This is a genomic window from Lacibacter sp. MH-610 (assembly GCF_045780045.1).
Taxonomy (GTDB): Bacteria; Bacteroidota; Bacteroidia; order Chitinophagales; family Chitinophagaceae; genus Lacibacter.
Map to the genome: position 1 here is coordinate 3345178 of NZ_CP116002.1, position 22554 is coordinate 3367731.

16 protein-coding genes are annotated in these 22554 nt (G+C 42.4%); 1 reads left to right on the forward strand and 15 read right to left on the reverse strand.

The window, feature by feature from the left end:
* Positions 1-3: 3 nt before the first annotated feature.
* Genes PDL71_RS15500 through PDL71_RS15540 form a run of 9 tightly spaced genes read right to left on the reverse strand, consistent with a single transcriptional unit; the run spans position 4 to position 17895 of the window.
* Positions 4-765, reverse strand: a complete 762-nt coding sequence (locus PDL71_RS15500; protein ID WP_407522676.1) for a hypothetical protein — start codon at positions 763-765, stop codon at positions 4-6.
* A complete protein-coding gene (locus tag PDL71_RS15505) occupies positions 755-9523 on the reverse strand; it encodes a hypothetical protein (RefSeq protein WP_407522678.1) in 8769 nt (2922 codons plus the stop codon). Before PDL71_RS15505 ends, PDL71_RS15500 begins: the two co-directional genes overlap by 11 nt.
* A gap of 1 nt (position 9524) precedes the next feature.
* Positions 9525-10931 carry a hypothetical protein gene (locus tag PDL71_RS15510; protein ID WP_407522680.1) on the reverse strand — a complete coding sequence of 469 codons (1407 nt, stop codon included), beginning with the start codon at positions 10929-10931 and terminating at the stop codon, positions 9525-9527.
* The gene (locus PDL71_RS15515; protein ID WP_407522681.1) at positions 10931-11716 is read right to left on the reverse strand and encodes a hypothetical protein; all 786 of its coding nucleotides are present in this window, start codon (positions 11714-11716) and stop codon (positions 10931-10933) included. Before PDL71_RS15515 ends, PDL71_RS15510 begins: the two co-directional genes overlap by 1 nt.
* Positions 11717-11719: 3 nt before the next feature.
* On the reverse strand, positions 11720-15151 hold the full coding sequence (locus tag PDL71_RS15520) for a hypothetical protein (RefSeq protein ID WP_407522683.1): 3432 nt from the start codon (positions 15149-15151) through the stop codon (positions 11720-11722).
* On the reverse strand, positions 15152-15892 hold the full coding sequence (locus tag PDL71_RS15525; protein ID WP_407522685.1) for a hypothetical protein: 741 nt from the start codon (positions 15890-15892) through the stop codon (positions 15152-15154).
* Positions 15889-16506 carry a hypothetical protein gene (locus tag PDL71_RS15530; protein ID WP_407522687.1) on the reverse strand — a complete coding sequence of 206 codons (618 nt, stop codon included), beginning with the start codon at positions 16504-16506 and terminating at the stop codon, positions 15889-15891. The genes PDL71_RS15525 and PDL71_RS15530 overlap by 4 nt, the downstream gene beginning before the upstream one ends.
* Positions 16507-16528: 22 nt before the next feature.
* Positions 16529-17254, reverse strand: a complete 726-nt coding sequence (locus PDL71_RS15535; RefSeq protein ID WP_407522689.1) for a hypothetical protein — start codon at positions 17252-17254, stop codon at positions 16529-16531.
* Entirely contained in the window at positions 17254-17895 is a 642-nt protein-coding gene (locus PDL71_RS15540) for a co-chaperone GroES family protein (protein WP_407522691.1), read from the reverse strand. Before PDL71_RS15540 ends, PDL71_RS15535 begins: the two co-directional genes overlap by 1 nt.
* 69 nt (positions 17896-17964) lie before the next feature.
* On the opposite strand from PDL71_RS15540, the gene PDL71_RS15545 reads away from it, so the two are divergent.
* Positions 17965-18219: a co-chaperone GroES gene (locus PDL71_RS15545; RefSeq protein ID WP_407522693.1), complete on the forward strand. Its 255-nt coding sequence runs from the start codon at positions 17965-17967 to the stop codon at positions 18217-18219.
* Here the strand turns inward: PDL71_RS15545 and PDL71_RS15550 are convergent.
* From PDL71_RS15550 to PDL71_RS15575, 6 genes are all read right to left on the reverse strand, one after another.
* A complete protein-coding gene (locus tag PDL71_RS15550; RefSeq protein ID WP_407522695.1) occupies positions 18216-18728 on the reverse strand; it encodes a hypothetical protein in 513 nt (170 codons plus the stop codon). The genes PDL71_RS15545 and PDL71_RS15550 overlap by 4 nt on opposite strands.
* A 37-nt stretch (positions 18729-18765) precedes the next feature.
* Positions 18766-19197, reverse strand: a complete 432-nt coding sequence (locus PDL71_RS15555; protein ID WP_407522697.1) for a replication/maintenance protein RepL — start codon at positions 19195-19197, stop codon at positions 18766-18768.
* Positions 19198-19445: 248 nt separating this feature from the next.
* Complete coding sequence (locus PDL71_RS15560) at positions 19446-20138, reverse strand: hypothetical protein (RefSeq protein ID WP_407522699.1); 693 nt, start codon at positions 20136-20138, stop codon at positions 19446-19448.
* A 104-nt stretch (positions 20139-20242) separates the two neighbouring features.
* On the reverse strand, positions 20243-20449 hold the full coding sequence (locus PDL71_RS15565) for a hypothetical protein (protein WP_407522701.1): 207 nt from the start codon (positions 20447-20449) through the stop codon (positions 20243-20245).
* A 554-nt stretch (positions 20450-21003) separates the two neighbouring features.
* Positions 21004-21744, reverse strand: a complete 741-nt coding sequence (locus PDL71_RS15570; RefSeq protein WP_407522703.1) for a DNA-methyltransferase — start codon at positions 21742-21744, stop codon at positions 21004-21006.
* A gap of 450 nt (positions 21745-22194) precedes the next feature.
* The gene (locus PDL71_RS15575) at positions 22195-22497 is read right to left on the reverse strand and encodes a hypothetical protein (RefSeq protein ID WP_407522704.1); all 303 of its coding nucleotides are present in this window, start codon (positions 22495-22497) and stop codon (positions 22195-22197) included.
* Positions 22498-22554: the final 57 nt, after the last annotated feature.

Consider the following 22554-nt stretch of genomic DNA (forward strand, 5'->3'; position numbering starts at 1 on the left):
TTTTTAAAGTGGAGGATTCATTATTGCGTATTCCAAATAACTTCCTTTCAGCACCGTTAAATTACCTGCATCACTGGTATCCTGTGCCCATTGAAATCCTAAACTGCCACTCGTTAAAACATCTACAATGCAATCAATTTCTACATAAGCTACACCACTTGTAGCTGCAGCAACAGAAGTGCTGCTAATAATGCTGTTTTGTACAACTATATTTTCATTCACATCACCCGCCGGTACATACTTTACCTTTGCATAAAAACTGGTAGTGGTGCCGCTAAAGTTCAATGCAAACTTATAATCCATCGCAGCGTTAGCCGTTGTCAGCAGCACGTAAAACTTTACACGGTATAAATTACTGGCGCTTAATGGCACTACTAATTCCGTGTCATTGGCAAGCGTGGTATCGCTGTTTTTTACTTGGCTCGTACCCTTGGTTACATACTTCCACAACAATAAACTGTCCACCGCACTGTTAAAGTCTGATATAGTACCACTCAATTGCGTTCCTGTATGGTTGGCCCTGTCCAGCAAATCAGCGGGCGTGTTGCCATCTACTTCTTTTGCATTATCCACCGTACCGTCTTTATTGGCATCATACGTGCTTTTCTGCATAGATTCTTTCACCCGCACATCATCACCGGTAGTAATCTGCCCCTCCAATGCAATCTGCCCCGTTTGCGGCACGTTCTTAAACGCAGCCGTTCCCAGCTTCTCTTGGCTTTTCTGTAACTGCTCGTCTATGTATTGCTGTATCTTAGTCGGCATCGTCCTTGTTGTCTTTTGATTTTTGCTTTGCTTTTATCTCCATAAACCCTTTCTTTGGCATCTTACCTGTCAAAACCGCTTTTTTTACATCTTCATCAAATCCTTCAAACCACTTTTGCTTCTTAACCGTCTGAGATAAATTTTGCCCGTTTGCCCCCAGCCTTAAAGCCGCTTGGTAATCCCTGCTCAATCCGCTGATGATTCTTTTAATATTTTCATCAATTTCTGTTTTAAGTGCTTTTAACTGTTTGTTTTTCTCTTGTGTTGATAGCTTTGTGTCATTGTTAATAGCATACCTTCTTTTGTAGAAATCATCGTTTTCATCTGCAAGCGCAAGGGCTGTTTGTTTCGTCTTAAAATAAAAACTGCGGTCAAAGTTTACTTCGTATGGTTTCATACCTACTAATGCTGCCACTTCCCTGTTTGGTTCTTTTGCCAGTCGTTTGCCAAAGTCTATGGCAGATGGCTTCATCTTATCAATAATGTAGGTAGCGCTTTTAATAAATTTATCACCGGGCAAGTCGCCTTCTTTGTAAATATTGGCACCATAACTGTTTTCATTAAATTGAACTTCCATTATAGATTCAAACAACATTTCCTGTTCTACAAACGGAGAAAGTAATTCGTATAAAGCCGAAGCCATTCCCTCTTTTTCAAAACTTTCTGATCCATTGGTCATGGCATTAAACACCTTGAAAAACGCACCGTAGTTATCAATAGAGGAAAGGTTGTACACTACAATCTTGCCTTCTTTATCTTTCACATATATCTTATCGCCACTGCGCATGAATGGTGGTACATACCTGTTCAGATCATCTCTTTTTTCATCTTCATCATCATCGTTTAAAAAAGAAAGTAACCCGCTTACACCAACGCCTGTTAATTGAACAGTTGCGTACATTAATGCAGTACGCATACCAATATAAGGCAGCACTCCCGTTGCTAATTTTTTAACAGCCACTTTCCTTGTAGCTGCATCGCTGCTTTTCAAATCAACCGAAGCATACCCTAATGAATTAAACAACACACGTAAAGATTCAGCCTGAAACGATAAGAAGTTACCCACCAGCGGCACACGCTCACTTAGCCACTTGGCACCATCCCACACCCTTGAATAAGTAGGGTATGTATTTTTAATTCTTTCTGCTGCAATGCCATCTACTTCTTTCATTTCATCAGTACTAAGGTCTTTATAGTCTTTGTCAAACTTAGCCCTGGCCCATATCTGTGCTTCGTTTAAAAATCCATACAGTTTGAAAAAGCTATCAGAACCAGAGTACACGTTGTTGAGGTAGTTATACAGTTTCTTGAAAACATTATAATCTTTTTTATCTGATTGCTCCAATACAATTCTTTGCAGTTCATTATCCTGCAGCATCTTCCGTATCTCTCCAATATTCACCCCCTGGTCAATCAGCCCAAGCCTTGTTAATTTGTCAACAATGTTTTCTGCCTTGCCCGCATTATCTCTTACGGCCACCACAGAACCCATGTATCGAAAAGCGGTTGCGGCATTTCTTACATCCCAATGCCCATTCATAATAGAGAATCCCACGTTACTTTCAAAGTTTTTAATTTGAGTAACAGGAGATAATACCGTTTTACCCCACCTGATAGCACCTACCAGCCGCATGTAGCCTTTCCAAAAAGTATTGAGATGATCTTCACTGGCATCAAAGGCTTCTTTTATTTCGGGTGTTGTGTACAATCCGTTAAGTGGCGACCATACGGCACTGCCTTCTCCGGCAAATTGTACGCTGTGACTGGCTGGTCTGTTTTTGTCATCTGCCTCAAAAAACAAAGTACCCATGCCTTTGTTTTTTACAGCAACAAGCATTGTAGCAGATGCTTTTAATGATGTAAGTTTTGCCACCGTCATTGCAAACGTAAGTCCGGGGTTAGCATACTCTCCAAGTAATTCACGTATCTCTTTGGGTATATCCTTTCGCTGCTTTAATACGCCCACGTCTTTTTTATCATTGGAAGTTCTTAACCCATACGCTTCTTCCACATCATCAATAATTTCCTGGAACTCACGCTCTGCTTGCTTTAATGCTTCTGTTTTCAAATCATTATCCACGCCTGCATCTGTATCTCCATATTTTTCTCCGTACAGTTGAGCATACGCCCTTTGTGCTAAAAAACGAATTGCATCTGCTTTTACGTTTTGCGGTATATCCTTTGCCCATTTTTTCTGTTCAAACATTTTATAAGAACGGTTCATGTAAGAACCTAAGTTACTTTCAATCGTTACTGCCTGGCTTGGCGTAACCAAACCACCCACCACCAAATCTCTTGAAAGCCCATCTATAAAAGCCCTCATTTCAATTACAGGAGCGGCAATAGCATCAGGCAGCGTAGAAGGGTCTGCCTCCCCACGCAATACCTTGTCAACCGCATCCCAATTGTCAAACTTTTCCTGCTTTGCAATTTTCTTCAACCGGTCAATTATTTGTACCGCTTTACGAACATCGGCACTCTTACTGCCAACAGATGCTTCACGCATACCGGCAATCCAATTAGGAAGCCCCTTGCCAATGCTGAAATTTTTACCCAGCCATTTATTGATTGCTTTTCTTGCCTTTGCAAAGGGAGGTAATTCTTTGGGAGTAGCTGTTTCAATATCTGCTGTTGTAAATACGTTTTGTGTATGTAGTGGACTTTGCGTTGCCTTAGTTGATGTTTTTTTTGTGGCTTGCTTTGGTGCCAGCTTTGCATTTGCAATAATGTTATAAGAAAGCATGGGAGAGAAGCCCATCTTTTGTTGCAGCTCCAAAGCTACTTCTGCTTCTGTTTTGCCGCTTGCCAGTAGTTGATTTACTGCATCGTAAATGCGCTTTTGGTTTTTCTGAATAAAGTTTTTAACCGTTGCATTGTTGTTGAAGTTGGAACCAAAACCGCCGGTGCCCATCTCAAATGGCAATCCTCTGTTTACCGCCATTTTTAATTCGGGAGTAATATCTACGGAGTGCTGGGTAGATGTGGATTTAGTAATACTATCGTAATAGTTTTGTGCATCTGTAATATTATCAAACTCTTTTTGCTCTCCTTTGTATTCTACTGCATACTCGCCATCACTAAGTTCATAAAATCCAACTTCGCCATCAGTTTCAAGATTTGCGCCTGTTTTTATAGTTGAAGTCTTAATCTCCTGCTTAAACAAACTCTTCGCTACATTACCCACAATGCCAAGGCTACCATCGGCAGGGTTGCCGTAGAATCCTTTCATGCCCTTGCCGCCAACTTTTAGATTGTCGCCTGTTAATGTTTGAGTGCCGCCGTTAAGTATTTTTTCAGATACATCTTTACCTACTATATCTTCAAGTTTTTGCCCAACAAATTCACCTTGTCTTACTATGCCGTTTTCTACTTCTAAGTTGTGTGTTTTTGTTTCATTGAGCATATTGATGTCAACAAAAAATAAATTAGGTACATCATCAACTTTTTCAACTTCAATACTTTTCACCTGCTTACTCAAATCATATCGTTCATTCTGCTGCTCACCAGTAGTCCATGCAATCTTATCAGCACCTTGCTTAATAGCTTCTTTAAGGGCTACCTTCAACCCAAGTTTAACCCATGCGTTTGTGTCTGTAACGAAGGGGGCGGATGGTGTTATACCTGTTTGAGAATTTATTTTTAATATACGATCATCTATCTCTTTATATCTTTGGTTTATTGATTTTTGTAAATCTTCGTTTTTGTATGTAGTTTGAAAATCGTTTACAAATCCAGTATTCCCAACTTTTTTAACAACTATATTTTCACTCTCTTTTTTCTCAAGGTTACGTCTTTCATCGAGCAAGGTGTTTCGTTCTTTTTCAAGCTCTTTATTATCAAACCCTTCCTTCTTCCCCTTCTGCCCCCAATCACTCTGCACTTCTTCAATAAACAATAACTTATTACCATCCGCATCTGTACGGGTGTTCATGCGCAAGTGAACGAGGATGTTGTATTCATCAAAATGAGAACCCCGAAACATCTCTTGTCCTTTTTTTGCAGGGGGCAACGTCACCAACACCTCTTTATAATTACTCTTTTCGCCGGGAAGTTGATATTGAAAATACTTTGTCGGCTTTGAGCTGGCAGACGTATCATCTTCATCAAAATGATTCTTTGCTTCTTCTACTGAATTAAATTTTCGTTGATAGCCACTTGGCCCTTGTCCATAAATACCTGATGGGTATTCCCAAACAAACGTCCACCTATTGCCAATCTTTCTTTTCCAGCCGTCCTTCATCTTTTCCCACTGGGTTGAGTATTCTTTTTCGCCTAACCTAACCTCTTTTATCTCAATCCTGTTATCTTTTAAAAACTGCTGCACCTCTTCTTTTGATACGCTTTCTTTCTTGCTGTCCAGCCACGCATTCAATCCGGTAAACTCCGCCTCCTGGCTTTTCAGCCGCTCCTTCCATTGCTTCGGCGGTATCTTTACAGGCTTCATATCGGCCAGCCTTTTTTCAAGACTGCTGTAAAAACCATCCACAATATCAACGCCCAATTCATCATCAAACCTTCCCGTACCCACTTCTCCTAATTTGCCAACACCGGCTTTTACCTCTGCATTCATTTCCCTTACCGCCGTCTCCACTCTTTCAATCACTTCCTTGCTCACACGGTTGGGGTTGCCTGCAAATACACCCTTCAAATAACTCAGTAACTTTTTAAATGTATTCAGTAATCCCGTTGTAGAACGCAGTGTAAACAGTTCGGTAGTTACACCAAACACCTTTTCCTGCACCATCATACGCACGTATTCACCAGCTACCTGTTTGTTGGTAAGATCGTCTTTGTCGTACAGTTCTTTAATACTTGCTACCTCATCCGGCGTAAGTTCGTTGTATATGGTTTCCCACTCTGCTTCGGAGGTAATCACATCACTCACGGCATGAATCACCTCTTCCTGCAAAGCAGTTTCCGCATAAGGCCAAAACGCCTGCTCACCAAGAAGTTCATACCTCTTAGCAGCGGCCGCCATGTTTATTTTTATAAAACCGGCTGAGTTATAAATTAAAAAGTAACTGTCTGGATTGGGGTTGTTGTCCAGTATTATATCAACGGCTGAAAGTGCTTTATTACTCCGTAAAAGTTTTCCTGTGAAGTTACCTGGCTGCAATAATCTTGTGGCAAGCACATGGGAAAGCTCGTATTTAAACTGTTCGCTTCCTGTTCCAAATTCTTGCCGTATGTTTTGCAAAGTTGCTCCGCTGTAGTCTTGGTCGCCAGCCAATAATACCCCGCCGCCCAATTGTCGGGCATCTGCTGCTCTTTTGTAGCTGATCGGAACAGGCTGCTGTTCAGCAATACCATCTCCCTGTTGCTTTGAATATTCAACCCATAATACTCTTCCAGTTGCTTCCAAACTTCTTTCAATGGCAGAAGCGGATAACCCGGATAAGTTGCCGAATGCTGTGGTTGATTGCTCATTTGTCCGTAAGATTGCTGCATCGTATTGTTTTGTTTCGCTGGCAAAACCACCCGTTCCTAATTCCGTTGGGTTGTTGAGTTCATTTTCAAGTTCTGCCGCAAGAGATCCAATTAAGTCGTCATCGTTTTGCTCGTAGATTTCTTCATCTTGCTCAGCACCCGTTTGTTCACCGCCTTCTTGTACAGGTGTGCCGCCGCTTTCTGCTGCTGCTCCGGTGCCAGGTTGGGCATCTGCTGCTGTATCTGTTTCAGGTATAGTTCCTGTTTCATCGTCCGTAAAGGTATCTAAGTTATCACTATTTTCAAAGTCCTCCTGTAACAAACTGTTAATCTCCAAAATCTCATCCTCGGTCAATGGTCGTTCTGCTTCCGCATCTTCTTCCTGCCTTGCTTCGTTCACCAGTTCTTCGGGCGCAAACTGTGCAGCGGCCATAGCAGCCACCCTATCCGTCAATGGTATGCCTGTCAGATCTTCAAAACGCTGGGCCGCCGCTTCTGCGGTTTCTGTCCTGTCTGTACCACCAAACTCCCGGTTCGGAAAACGTTTTATAAAATCTGCCACATCCTGTGGCGTAAACTCAATTCCGTAGTGATCGCTCAGTTCTTTGGCATAAACATCTATCCCCTGTACGGCTGCATTACTCTTACCGGCAAAATAACTTTTCGCCATGCCTGCGGTAATATTGGCCTTATCATCTACACCCGCAAAATCACTGCTGGTAAATTTACCAATACCGTATTCAGCAATCAGTTCTTCTTTCTTATCCCTAAATCTTGTTTGCCCGGGCTCTTGCAAATACAGCCCCGCCACTTCTGCCGGGTTATTACTGTTCTCCGCAATCCACCTGCCCGCCTGTTCAGGTGCTATGTTTTCAGGCATTTGCTCCGTGGCTGCCGGTTGTCCAAAATTGTAATTGTAATTGTCCTCATGCTGCCGTAAAATACGTTTGGCTTCGGGTGTGTCCTGCTTTATTACCTTGCCGTTCTTACCCTTCACCACCCGCTTATTGCCATCATACACCACCTTCAACCTCCGGCCTTTGTATTCCTGTTGCTGAGGTAATACAACCTGCTTTGGTTTGGCCGCCGCAGGTTGTTGCTTTGTCATGGCATCAGAACCGGTCAACAATTCTTCTTGCCCTTTTTCTTCCCTTTCATTGATATTTGTTTTTAATGGTTGAAAAACTTTTGCCTTGGTTTCCCCGTTAATGTATTGCTGGGCCAGCCTGCTCTTGCCATCTTCAATCGTACCGTCTTTTGCCATGATTGCAGGTACTATCAACCCATCCTTATTCTTTTCTTTACGGTCGTAATTCTCCACGTAATTCTTAAACCCTGCATCTGTTTCATAGAGGTTTTTCAAATCAATTTCTTCCACCCTGTATTCATTAGCCCCAATACGTTCCTGCATCTCAGCGGTTGGCTCTCCAAACTTATCACCTATATGGTTTACAATCTGCACCACTTCGCCACCACTCAGTTCACCACCCACATCCGGAATGCCCAAGCCAATACGTTTTACCTCGTTGCCCGTTTGTTTCTGTTCCTCTTTTATTTCATTGCCCACCGCCTCTTTTAATACGGGGTTATTGGCAATGCGTTTGTACTCATTGTCCAGTTCACGACCCTTAAATATTTGCCACGCTGCTTCTACCGCCTGGTGTTCACTAAACCCAAACTGCTTAGCCTGCTCCACCGCTCCACGGTATTTGTTGTAATTATCCGTAAGCACCTGCATCTTGGGCAGGTCCATTTTTCCTTCCTGCACCTGTTTATTGATGAACGCATTAAACTGCTCAGGGTTTTGCGCCACATTATACCATGCACTTTTTTCAAAAGTGCTGGGTCTGCTGTTACGGATGGCACCGGGAGTTGATAAAGCACCGGTACTGAATGTTGTCAGTACCATGGTTTCAAACAACTCATCTTTAATCCCATTCCAGGAAAGATCATCGTTAAACAAAGGCTTTTCACTGGTTTTGTCAAACAGCAAACGCACCATCTTATCACCCGCACCCTGTGAAATTTCCTGTATATTCTCCGTGGTTATCTCCTTGGCCAGTTGCTTTGATGCCTGCTTGAACGCCAGTTTGGAAGTATAGCCCTTTGCCAAATATTCCGCATATTCTTTCGCCATCTGGGTTTTTACACCTCCGGTAATCAGTTTGTTCGGGCTAAACGCTTCCAGTAAAGAGGTGAGCCCCGCACTCATGGTGGTAAAATTATCAAGCGCTTCACCTTTCAACCCCGCCTGCTTCCCTGCTTCCCTGTAATCGCTTTGCGTATTAATGTAAGAAGCTCCAATCAGTGATGGAACACTACCAGCACCCGCAGCGTTACCCACTGCCGCCGTACCAAACAGCCAGGCCATATTGGTAAGCGTTTCTACGGTTGATGGTACTATCTTAGCCGCATTCAGTTTACCGTCATTAAACAAATTACCCTGCAATGGGGTAGGTGTTTTACCCATCCAATTAGTTTTCTCTTCCGTCCATCGTTTGTCCGGGTGTATGTAATCGTAAATAGCATCCGCCCACTCCCCGGTAATTTCGTCTGCACCAATTATATCGCCTGCTGTTCGTACTGTACCACTCGTTAGATTGGCAAGCCCGGCGCCACCAGCTTTTGCTAATGGTTTAAAAATATTGTAGTAAAACTTTCCTGCGGGTGTATTGTAAAACACATCCGCCTGCGCCTGTTCAATCAGTTCTTCGGTTTCTTTTTTCTTCTGTTGCTCTTGCTCATATTTTACCTGTACTTTATTCTTTTCAGGGTTTCGTAAGTTGTACCCCAATATTTCATCAGGATCGGTAATTACATTCAGCCCATCTACCACGGGCTCAGGCGCAGCCACAGCGGGCATCCCCGGCTTTGATGTTTGTTCTTTAATAATCCTTTTTTGAATTTGTAAAGCGGTTTCTTTGTTGCCTCTTGCGTCTTTATCTTTTTGCAAAACCGTTCTGCCGTCTTGCTGTTCTGCGGTCTTTATTTTTTGAATAGGCTGAGGAAGCACAAGATTATCCTGCTTAGCAGGTTGCTTGCCGCCACTACGCATAAACTCCTGTTGCTTTTGTAAAATAAGGTTGTACTTATTTTGTTCCTCTGAAGTTAAGCCAGATGGTGCGCCACCAACTTTTTTTTTAATACCTAACGTACCCGCAAATGATTCGTAAGTGTCGGGGGCATCAAATTTATTCTGTCTCAGATATTCATAATACTGTTTTGCTGTTTTATCATCAGCAAGAGTCTTACGAAAGGATTGAAGCGTAGGTGCCACATCAGCACCGGCGCCTTTCAAATAATTATAATATTGCTCAATTTGATCCGGCATATTACTTCCATTGTATTCCCGAAGGAGTTGTTGTTTGTTTTTGATCTTTAGCCGCTTTTTGAGTGGCTTTTTGCCCAAGTTTTTTATTTGCCTCTATATTCATTCCGGGTTTGCTAATCGTTCCCATTACTTCAAACGTTAACTGACTTCCCTTTTTACGGTAAATATTAATCACACCATCTTCCCCCATTTTCAACCAATACTTATCAGGCGTAATATCTTTATACCCGCTGTTTTCAAGGTTGGTTTTGATCTGTGTTTGTATATCAATCGGCAATAGTTTCGGGCTGATGCCAACGCCTCTTTCTATCCTGTTCTCGGCTTTCAGCACGTTCTCTACCTCACCAAACATATCATAGGTTGGCACTTCATCCTTCTTACCGCCCCCCTGGTTAATAATCGTTATCCCCGCATTCTGCTTGGATCTCCATGTATCTTCATCCTCCTTATCCTTATACTTAAAATCTCCCTGCGGCCTGAAACCTTTTAACAGATCATACGCCACCGCACGTTTCATAATTTCTCCTTCGGGTGTATTGGGGTCAACAAATACGCCTTTCTCCTTTGCCATCCTTCTCATAGCCGCCCTTATCCTAAATTCATCTTCACTGCCGCCAAACATAATACCATATACTTCCGGGTCAAGGGTAGCCACATCTTTCCCAAACAACTTTTCCACTTTTGTTTTAATGCCCGCACCCTTTGGTTTACCTTCTCCATCATACAGCACCGTTTCAAATGGTTTCAGCTTTGCTTCCCACATGGCTGTTCTTTTCACTCCGCCCCTGTCTCTCACCACCTCACCGCTTAATGGTGTTTCTTCCATTGCTTTTATACGGTCGTTCACCCACATCAAATTGGTGCCAAACACATCCTCCGGCCTGTTCTTAATAATCTCTCCCACATAGTCCACATTCGGGTCAATCTCGCCGGGGTCTTTTAGTTTTGGTTGCCCTGTATTGGGGTCAATCTTAAACAGCGCATTGGTCAAAGCATTTCTCTTTAACAGATTACCGTCAATATCTTTTGCGTTTTGTGTGTACTTGGTTACATAATCATCAATATTTTTTCGCAACGCCTGCACGTTCTGTGAGTAGGCTTTAATACCATTCACATCCTGCTGCATCTCAAATAACACCTGCCCGCTGTTCATCCCTTTGTTGTTTTTAATCCTATCCGCATACTTCGTGTAAATACCATTCAGCATGTTGTTGATATTCTCATCGGCGGCCGTTCCCGTTCCAAACTTGGAATAGTCCAGTTTCTCGGTTAAATACCGTATGGTGTCCTCCTGGTCTTGCTGCTGCTTGCGCTGCAGCGCCTCCTGCCTGCTTCTTATCTGCAGGATGGCATTGCCAATATCAGGCACTGGTACTTCATTGCTGGGTAATACTATATTTGCTACCATTATCTTCTGTTATAATTTATTAACTGTGGAAACTGAAAAGAAGAAGCGGGAGTTATACTGCTGGTGCGGTTGGCCGTTGTGGGCAGCCCGCCCGGTGAAGTACTAAAACCTTTTACATTTGCTCCCTGTGTTTGTAAGTCTGGCATTTTACTTCCCCCAAACGCACCCATACCATAAAGAGCACTACCTACTTTAATACCCGTATCCAGCAACTGGTTAAAGGCATTGTTAGGTGCCTGTCTTGATGCCATTTTATTCTGCTCCGCACTGTTCAGTAAATTTTGTTTCATTTCAAAATCACGGTTAAACTTCCGTAACTGGTCTCCATACACTTTATCACCTTCCTGCCGCATCACATCCAAAGCACTGTTTAAATTTCCAAACAAAGAATCCGTGTACTGCGCCTCCTGTATGGCTAACTGGTTCAAAGCATTATTCGTATTCTGCTGCAATCCTCCCGCACCTGCAATCAACTGCTGGGGGTTGGAAGCAGCCCTGCTTAAATTGGTAAACGCATTGGCCTGGTTACTAAGTAATCCTCCCTGCAAGGCCGTTGCGCCGGGCATCCTGCCACCCATCCGCTGCCTTGCCGTTGTCAGCGCTTCTTTGGCATACTCACTTTCTTTGTAGGTGGGGTCGTTGAGCTTTATTCTGTCAGCTTCTTCTTTCTGTCGCTTGGCAAGATTGCCCTGCTGTATTCCTTTTGAAATACTGCCGCCAATAATAGGAATGAAAGACGTAATACCCGCCCATGTATTTGCCCGTCTATCTCTTTTCTCGCTCATAGTTTATTGTTTATGGCCGTAAGACCTGTTATGTAACACATTAAAAAATCTTGTATTCATCTGGCTGCCGCCGCCGTCAAAATCCATACATACCAGCAAAAACTGCCCCCGCATCGGTTCGCCCCTCAGCATCTTTTCGTTCACTGTAGCACCTACGGGGTTGGGGCTTAGTCTGCTGTTCAGTATCGGTGCATAATAACCCGTTTCCTTTTGCACCCATTCACTTGTTACTATTTCCGTACTCTGCACCACCGGCCACTCCGTGCGCATGTGCGTCCAGGATGGTTTTGTGTCGCCTTCAATATTAATGCTTTTAAACACCTTCGTTTGGTTCACATCTTCATTAATCACATACGCCATCCTGCTTTTATACGTTGTTCCGTAAAAACTATTAAAAGCGCCTGTATTGTGTTTGTATAATCGCCCCAGGTTAAAACTGTACAGTTCGTTATTACAACTGCAAAAGCCATCAGCCGCAAAAGAAAAGCTGCTCATCCATTTATCGGCCTGTATCTTAAACACCAGTGTTTTACTTACGCCGTCAAACAAATCATAAGGGTAAAAATAACTTGTAGCCGGGCTGTAGTCGCTCAGGCTTCCTTTGGGTGCTGTATCAAACACCTTTGGTATCGTCCATAGCACTTCTTCATGCCGCACATCAATACCGCCCACAATCTTATTCCGGAACCCGTCCGCTATATTACCCCCTGTATCTTTAATCTGCATCCGTTGGGCAAGCAAAGAAGCCACCCTTTTCATTTTGTAGTTGCTGATGTCAAACAGCCCGTTATTACTGTACCGCACAAACGCTCCGTTAATGGCATCAAACCAGTACAGGTTGCCTCTAAAAAACACCACACTCTCCGGGTGCAGCGTTCCAAAACTTCCACGTAGTCCATTCACGGTTCCAATAACGGTATCTGTTTTTAAGATCAAACTAAACTGCGTTTCATCACTCACCTGTGCCCTGCCCACATACAGGCTCAGTGTTTCCCTTTGGCAAAGGGCAACCATTACACCACCTTCTTCCTGCAGGCTGCTGGTATTGATAAGTTTTTTTACATCCCCCGCATTAATGGGTAATGATTGCCGGTTGTTCACCTCAAAAGAACTGCTGCCGTTTATTTCTGTTCCTAAAAACCTTGTATTACTCCAACTTATTACGTTAGGCTCCACCACTTCCCTTGCCTTAAAAATAACAATGGGCCTGCCTGCATTGGTAAACCAAAACTTACTAAACAGGTCATTGCTGCTCATGGCCTCAGCAAAATATTTACCGTTTACCGCATCCAGTCTTTCCACAATTGGGGTATCTCCTGGTATGGTATGGCTCAATGTAGAATAAGCCCGGCTGCCCGTTCCCGGGTTGGTAACGGCAAACTTGTTAGCCACTTCATAGTAAAACCTACTTTCAGTCTGTTGCAGCGGTGTATAAATTTCAAAGCTGGCCTGTGTTGCAGCGCCTCCAATAGTGCCCACATCCACCAGCTCGGTAAGCAGGTTGCTGCCTATCTGCGTAATAATTTTAACGGTCTTTGTAAACAACTGACCTCCCGCCGTCATTTGTATAGCCACCCGGCACAAATCTCCTTCCTGAAAGATATATCCAATACCATTCTTTAAAAGACTACCTACATTCACCACCAAAAATTCAGAAGTAGCAGGATTGGTTAAATCCACGGTAAACGTACCATCTGCATTTTTCTTCCCGTACTTTACATTCGTTTCCTTAAACTCTACAAAGTTTTGTGTTACATACGGCTGCCCAATAATAAATCCGTAATAAAATGCTTTCTCCGGTATTTCTGTAAGCGCCGCTGCATTACTTACCGTGCAGGTAATGCCGGTAGTTTTATCTTCTGCCACCGCTCCAAAAGTGGAGTTAGGGGTAAATGTATTGGTGTCTTTTACCACCGCTTCAATAATGCGGTGAAACTTATCGTAAAAACAAATACCCACGCTGCGTGGGCTGTTGCTTTTAAAGATCATAGGCAGGTTTACTGCCTGTGCACCGCCATCCTGCACCGTTCCCGCTGCTGTACTGGCAAATGTTGTTACCACAATACTGTTACCAAACAAAGGCTTTAGCATATCACCCCCTAAAACAGTACCGCAGTTCTTAAACAATGTTACCGGGCTGGTAGGTGTTGTTACAGCAGGATAGCTTCCCGTTTGTGTTGCAAACTTTCCTTCAATTACCCAATAGGTATTATCAGTTGGTTTTAATACAAAAAAACCTCTAAAGTAATAAGTGGGTGGGCCAGAATAGGGAAAATTGAAAATGGCCGTTACCTCATACATATTGTAAGTAGTAACCGGTGCTGTGGCAAAATTCTGCTTTACCTGTGTTATTGTTAAACTGCTGATGCCTGTTCCGGCAAAGCCTGTGGTAAAATTGCTCAAAAACAACCGGTCGCTGTTTACCTGCAACGCCTGTACGTTTCTTGGTACAGAATCCTCAATCTTATCTGCAATAGCAGGAGCAACTGTTTCAATGTACTTGTTGTTGTTAAACACAAAAGTCAGCCTGTCGCCAGCCACCGTTCCCGCATTGTGCGTGGTAATAGCCGTTGCATCTGCCGTAATATCTTTATCCCACACCCGTATCACATAGGTTACATTGGTGTCTATTCTCCTTGCTATCAGCCGCACTTTCCGCACCGTTTGCGGCACATCTTCTTCCAATGGTAAGGATATAGAAATTTCATTCTGTATATCGCCCTTTTTGTTAAAAGGCACCAACAAACTCCATGTGCCGGGTACGCTCTGCTGAAAGTCAATATACTCATAGATATAACTGAATTTCCATGCCTTATCACCAATATTATCCACCGTCAAAGCGCTGTTAATCTGCTTGGTAGCAACCGGTGCATATACCGGAGGTCTGCGTATCAGTGCAATATCTTCTTCTTTTAACTGTGAAACATAAGGGATGGCTGTAGTGGTATATGAGGGATGGTTGAGTTTTATACCCCGTTCAATATTAATCACTTTTACTTCACCCGTGCCCGTAGTGTAAAACAACAGGTCGCCCCATATCTCAATCGCATCAATATACTTTGTTTGTGTAAATCCTAACCCACCTTCTACCTGTGCTTCTTTCAATACAGTGTAGGTAGTATCTTCCACTCGGTCATAGGCATAAATCGCATGTTTGGCAGCTACATTGTTATGCCAGGCAAAGAAAATCATCCGCTGCCGGTCTTTATCTTCATACGCCCCCACACACTCAAACGCATCACCACCGCCCACATACTCCATTCCGTTAAATACCAGCGTTGTGCCTTTAATTTTCTCAAACCGCATATTTGCCCCGTCATCGGTACTGCCAAAACGGATATTACTGGCGTTCACCATTTCATTGGGTGCCACCATCGTAAAGTCGTCATCGCAGTTCAACAACCCATTAAGATATTTTTTCTTGAGCGGTTCCAATTAGTTTTTATACGTTGCACTGTACCCTTTACGTACAGCATTTAAAATATCTTCTTTGCTTAAAGGATTTTTTCTTGATCGTAACCTTCTTACTGCACTGTCATACAGCGCTTTTCTGTAAGCAGCATCACCCTTACTGTACTGCCTGTTGTTCAATTCCACCTGCCACATTACATACGTTTTAATGGCATCCGTAGCATAAGGGTCAACCTTGGTTGCTGCATCCGCATCCAGCCCATCACTTATGTATTCCAGTATAATGGCTTCATCAGCATTATTGCTTTCCAGTTGTATCTCCCCACGCTCCGGCAGCACTTTAAAAAACGTACTGCTTAAATCAGGCCGGTGGTTGTAAAATCCTCCACTGTACTCATAAATATCCGTGCGCCACATATAAAAATCATCAATGCTCGTAGTGCTTTCATCTATCGGCCATTTGATCTTATTACCCGAAGCATCAAAATTATTCAGCCGGTTAATATTGCTGCTCTGCACCAATGCTTTTACCTTATCGTTGGCAATCGCTCCAACCCTCACCCAATCCTTGTAATCACAAGGCAGCGTTACCGCTTTGTAACTGTTGGGTATCAGCTTCACCGTCTTTACACTTCTCAGGTGGTCAAAATGTAACTCCCTCAACGCACTGGTAGCATGTGTCAGGTACTCCAAATACCAGTGTATCGGCTTGCGCTGTTCCAGCAGTAGTTGCTTTACAATGCTATCTATGGTGTACCATATCATACTCTGTCAGTTGTTGTGTCGTTTACTTGTGGTTTCTTAGGCTGCCCCATCCACTTCGCCGCCACCTGTTCAATAATCAGTTCTTCCATATCTGCCTGCACGGGCAATGGTTCGTAATCATTGTACCGGCTTATATCCATCACCACCAATTGCATATTCACCGCCGTTACCGCCGGGCTTTGTGCAGGTAAGTTTTTATTGTACCACACTTCTTTACCTCTTACCTCATACCCCACCTGCCCCAGCAAATCACTCATGCCTCTTTGTGCCTGTACAAAACTTATTTGTCCCGTAGGCACCGGTATAAAACTTGTAAATGGGTCGTTGGTTTTGGTAATGGTGTACACACCCATATTACGTGGCAGCTTTACAGGAAAAGCAGGTAGTGTACTTTTGCTGATGCCATTCCATGTTGTAACCGCCACGTTTTCATAATACGCCAGCACATGCCCTTCCGGTATTGTTTCACCACCCGCCAGCGTTTCCGTATAAAACTGCGTTTTAAGCGTGGAGTTGATTACCTGGTTAATGGCCTCCCGCACTTCCTCCACAGCAGGTGTAAATGCAGAAGAAGGGTCGCCAGCGGCAATCCTCCTTCTAATCTGTTCAATCAACTTGTACCTTGTTGTGCTCATGTTACACCCCCGCTACATCTTTTTGTTGAAAAAACTGTATTACCTCACCGCTCTGCAGGTTAATACCACACAGTTGCAGTGCTTTAAAAAGGATATTGTTCACTTCCTCATCATCCCACTCTAATTGTGTGCTGGCACCTGAATTGTACGTGATCTCACGGCCACTGGCACCACCTAACGTATAACTCAATGCAGGCTTTGCCGGTCTGCGTAAATAATTGAGCGTACCTGCGTAGCCCTGCGCAGGAAACATCTCCACAGCCCTCGCAGGGCTTGATGTGTAAATTAATCGGCCTATCGGCCTCGTAGCAGATGCAGGTATGAGTTGAGATTTTCTGCGTTCACTCCATTCATCTTCTTTTACAATATCTACTGCTTGGTAAGTAACGCCGCCCGGCGCATTGGCATCAGCAATGTTAATATCCATGCTCAGTAAATGCAGGTAATCATTGGGCAGCGTGTAAACCCCACTGCTAAAATTACCTGTTACAAAAGAGGTGGTTTTTTTAAAAGGCTGTAAACTGTCGTGAATCTTCTGGCTTTTGGCATAGTGCATACGGCCCAAACTATCACCTTTACCGTATTCGTTGGGGTTGTCAAATAGTTCAGTAAAACGCAACATCTGTGCCCTGTCAAGTTGCGCATCCTTTTGTTCGGGAGAAAGAAACCCTAACTGCGATTTCTCACAGTAAAAATCAATAGCATCATGTACTACTTTTAAGTCCATTACACTTCTTTAGCGGCAATGTATTCCTGCCGTATTACTAAATATTGTTCCCCGTTCAGCTCGTATTTCTCCGCCATCCCCGGCCGGTACACAATCACATCGTCCTTTCGCAACTCTAAATCCGCCCTGTCTTTCTTGGGCACACCGCTGCACACCACCACCGCCCTGTCTTTCTGCTCCTGTTTCCGCACACTGTCGGGCAGGTACAAAATACCTTTCCTTTCTTCCAGCATATTCACCACAGGCTTTGCAAATACATAACCGGGTGCCGGTATCAATTCACCATTGCGCACCACGCCCAGTATCATACTGTAATTCACCTTCCAGTAAATTTCCCCGTCTATTAAATGCTGATTGTGGTGAATCGGTGTATCGTTATCCCGTTGCTCTAACTGCTGCACCACTATGTAGCGAAAAAGAATTTGATCTCCCTTCTGTACAAAAGGCAAAACACCTTCCGTATCTCCGTCAATTTGCCCCACTTTTATTGGTACACTCAATGCTTCTGCACTAAGCGTGGCACTCCACTCTGGGTTAAACGTAGTGTCTTTGAATAGTGTTACCCCGCTTTCGGTTTTCACCGTATCGTCATACGCCTGCATCTTAACAAATACATGATTTACGGGACTAACGGGGTGCATCTGCCAATTTTTACTATCAAAGATAGAGATACATTTTGTATCTTTCGCAAAAATTTCAAACACAAACACATGGCAAAAAAATTAGTTCCCCTCAAAGGATGGGTGCATCTGCAACCCGGAGAAAAAGAAACCAAAACAAAAGGCGGTATTATCATTCCTGAACCTTCACGCCAAAGAAACCCTCATGGTACTATATTATCTGTTGGGCCTGATGTAGAAGAAGTAAAAAAAGGCGATAAAGTAATGTATTTAAAAAACACCGGATTAGAGCAGGAAGATGGAAGCCTGCTTACAAAAATTGATAATGTGATTGCAATACTTTAAAAAACCACTTTCGGTTTTGTATCATCTACCGATTCCCTGGCACTTAACTTTGCCCTTTGCCCTTTGGCTAAGATGGCTTCTTTTTGCCCGGGTGCGTAGTCCTCCACCATCCCCGTAGGATCATTCAGTAGTTTTTCCTGCCCTTCTCTGCTTAAATGAACGCTGCGCCATACGCTTTCGTATTCTTTAGGGTCAACGCCTTTCAAATACTTCAACCACCTGCCTGTTTTTACGCTAAAAGATGGCTGCCCTTCACGCACATAATCAAAAGCCGTCTTGCCTTTTTTCAAAGCCATGCTCACATCACTGAGCACTTCACCGGCATCTTCTTCACTCAAAAAATAATTATCGGTAATATCTTTCATGCGCTCTTTAAAAACCTCCGGCGCAATACGTGGATTATCATTCAATCGCTGGGCTAGTGCTGCAATACGCATCACACCTTTAGAGCGTATGCGGTCATAATCATCATTGGCCGGTTGGTAAGAAAGGGGCTGATCTCCAAGCATAACGGTAAATTTTACCGAAGATACAAAATGTATCTGTTTATTTACTCCGTATCTCCCAATCAATTCCGCTTTTCAGCATTTCCTCCCGCTTTACAAGCGTACCGTAAAACAGTATGTTTGGGTTAATCCAGTACACCGTGTTACGCACCCGGCGCAAAATGTTCTTTTTCTTCATGTTCCGTATTGCTACACCTACACTGTTGGGCTTCAATCCCAAATCATAGGCAATCGCTATCCGGTTGTGCTCATTGGCAAACACCATGTTCGTGTTCCATTCCAGGTATTTCACCATTTGAAACAGCACATCCTTTTCCATAGCTCCAATCAGTTTCATATAGGGTACAGCATCCATAAAAAAAGAACAATACTGTGGTGCAGGTTGTTTGTCCATTGTAACCGATACCGATTCTGTTACCTCTCCCGTTTCGTGATCTACCGTCTTTTGCCTATACACTACCTTTTTACCCATTGTGTTTGTGTTGCCCTGAAAATTACTTAAAGTTTTTTATTGCTTTTTTAATTTGATTGTAACTCACAAATTTTCTGTTTACATACCACCCAAGTGAATTATTGTTGAGGCATTTCTTAACCGGCAGCAACCCGGTTGTAAATAATTCCATTGGTATAAATAAGCACTCAATTTCATTAATGAGCAGCCTGTAGTTATTACTTTGTTTATCAATTAGTTTAATATTCATTGTTACGCAAATCCTTGTGTTATCTGCTACCTAAGACAAAAGCCGTCCATTGTTCAGCCATTGCATTTGCGACAGATTGAAATGTTGTTGACCGTTCACTTTTATTATTGTTATACCAATGGCTTTGCCGGTGTGATTTATTGCTGGTAAATTCTTCCGATAAAACGCCGTGTGTTCTTTTCTCGAATAAATTATCCGTTTTTGTATGCACTAATTTTGGCAACCCCTTCAACCAAAGGCACGTATTCTTTTGCTCACAGCCGCCAAATTGAACAGGTGTAATAATTTGGTCAGGCTTACGAAAACAATTACTTAACATGCCTACTGGATTTTCCAGGCAAATCATTTTTATAGGTGCAGAATATAAATCAGCAAAGAACTTCATGCCATCACATGCTTTCTTTAATCTTTCAATATCGCCACGCCATTTTGTATTAACGTTTGTAATAAAAGTACAAGGTGGAAAGCCTATCAATAAATCAAAGCCATCGTTTATAATATCAAAAACATTTCCCTGGTAGTGTTTGCCTGTCGTTCTTGATGGTAATAAATCGCAACTAATAGCATCCCATCCTTTGGCAGTAAAAGCATCTCTGACACGACCTGAATACTCACAGGCAACAAGTACACGACCGACAAAGGCAGCAGATAACATAGGTATTTCTGCTATGCCTGCTGACGAATCCGCTATGTACATTTGTTCCTTGTTCATCTTTAGAATAATTTTCTACCGGGCTGACAAGCCTTGATTACAGGCACATCAGAAATACCCGACCGTTGGACCGCCATACTTTCACCCCGTAATTCAAAGAAATATCAAGACGGTTTCCTTTCATTTGCAGTTCTTAAAATCTTTACCAAATCTTTTATAGATTCATAGTTGATGTTAATCCGTTCACCGTCTTGCGAAATCTGCATAACATCATTGTAAAATTCAATCAACAAAGCAGGCTCACCTACTCCATTTTCTTCATTTGTCTGCCAGAATACTACTGATTCTTTTGCAGGAGCTTCATAACTCATTTTGTAAAATTTAATAGTTAAAAAATTATTTCTTTTCATACGGGGTGAAAGCCGTAACCCAAACCGTTATCACTCCTTTTGTTTTACTTATGGCTGTCCAACGGTCAAAAAATTCGGCAGAGCATCCCACTAAACCCGTACGGCGGCCAACATGAAATTGCTATTATGCGCCGTCTGCCTCTGCTGTTGCTTGCCCTTTTACGTTTGTCGTGCCTCCAAACTCAGGGCGCACAACAGCAATTTTTGACCGTTAGGCGCAATTAGTGAGCGCAAAACCAACATCTAAATGCTTCTTTAACTGACAACCCGTCGTTGTACATTGTCCTAAATCTTGAAACTTTCCATTTATTATGTACAAGTGGATATTGTTTCATTAATTTAGCAAGGTCGGCAGACCATTCCTCAAAACTGCGCCTAACATTGTGTTGCTGCAATGTGGGCTGACCGTTTTCAATTTTACTTTCGTTCATATTGTTATCTTTTGCTTTTTAATTTAACTTTTGTGCTGCCAATTCCCACACTGACAGCAACACCTTACCGTTATAAGCAAGCTGCTACGTTCCTGCTTCGTTTGACAATTCCGTTTGAAAAGAATTAAAAAAAAGCCCACCCGCTTCGGTTTTTTCAAAACCGTTTAGGTTAAGACGTTCCAAGCTATTTTCATAATGTTCTTTATTCAATTCGCTTCCAATAAAATTTCTATTTAGTTTTTTGCAAGCCAATGCAGTTGTCCCACTACCTGAAAATGGGTCTAAAACTAAATCACCTTCATTGCTGCCAATTCCAACAACCCTTTCAAGTAGTGCTATTGGCTTTTGAAATGGGTGTATCTTTTTATCTGTGAAATTGCTTTGCGGTATTGCAATAGTCCAAACATCAAATCTTTCATCACCCCATTTTTCTGGGAAATTTAATCTATCCCCAAAACCAATGTGATAAATCATCTCATAAGTTTTTCCAAATTGTCCCTTGTCAGCACATCTGCCACCAGCATTTCTATAATGCCAAACAATTCTGCTTTTTAATGGCACACCAAATTCGGCAAGTAAAAACTCAAACTTTGCCATTTTTTGACTTGAAAAACTTATGAATATATGCCCATCATCCTTTATCAATCTAATAAACTCCTTCATCCATTTTTTTGTAATATCCCAAAACACATCATCTTCAAAAGCGTTTTTTGTTTTTTGGTTTTCGGGATAATACCACGGGTCTGCAAAGATTAAGTTTATGCTCTTATCTTGCATTTCTGCCATTAACTCAAAGCAGTCTTTGTTTTTAATTTCTATTGCCATCGCTTCTTTTTTTTAATTCTTTTGTTTATTGCTTCGTATTGAGATTTTGTTTTAATTAACCGCAGCCAGCTTATAACAGCGGTTTGGCGGCATTAAAACGAACGCAAAGCCCGAAACCGTTATGTGCCATAAGACACCAACACCCAACCAACCCAAACGTGATTATGATAGCCGTCATAATAACTGTTATCATCATTGTGGACTATTTCAAATTTGAATTTTCTTTTCAGGTAAATGTCTAAATAACACAATCGCCACCTAAATATTTTCCCTGCTATGAAGTGATTAAATCCACCGTACTTTTTTTGACGGCTATCAAAAACACTTACACCATATTTAAATAATTTCATAGACTAAAATTAACGGCACATAACAAGCAGTTTTATGCTATGCGGACAAGTGCCGTGAGTTAATAATATGTTCAGCGCACAGCATAAAGCTGGCAGAACGTTAGCGGTAATTTTTCAGACGCTTCAACATCCAACTTACTGCTTCTTTAAAATTGTTCGTATCAAATGACCGATAGCCAATACATCCACCATAATCAATGTAACAATGGTATTTGTCATTATGCTTTAAATCATTGTCAAAAGTTTCTATAAAGTGTTCAACCTTACGCTTTAATCCTTTTGCCATAAAACGCCAATACCTTGTTCCGTGTCCATCGCAGAAAGATATATTGCCTTTCTCTACAATAAAACTACCGCTAACACGGGTTTGGCAAAATGGCTGTTCAGTAATTCTATTTGACATTTGTTTTTAATTTTAAAGTTTAGTAATTCTATTTAGCTTCGGGTTCAGCCACTTCGC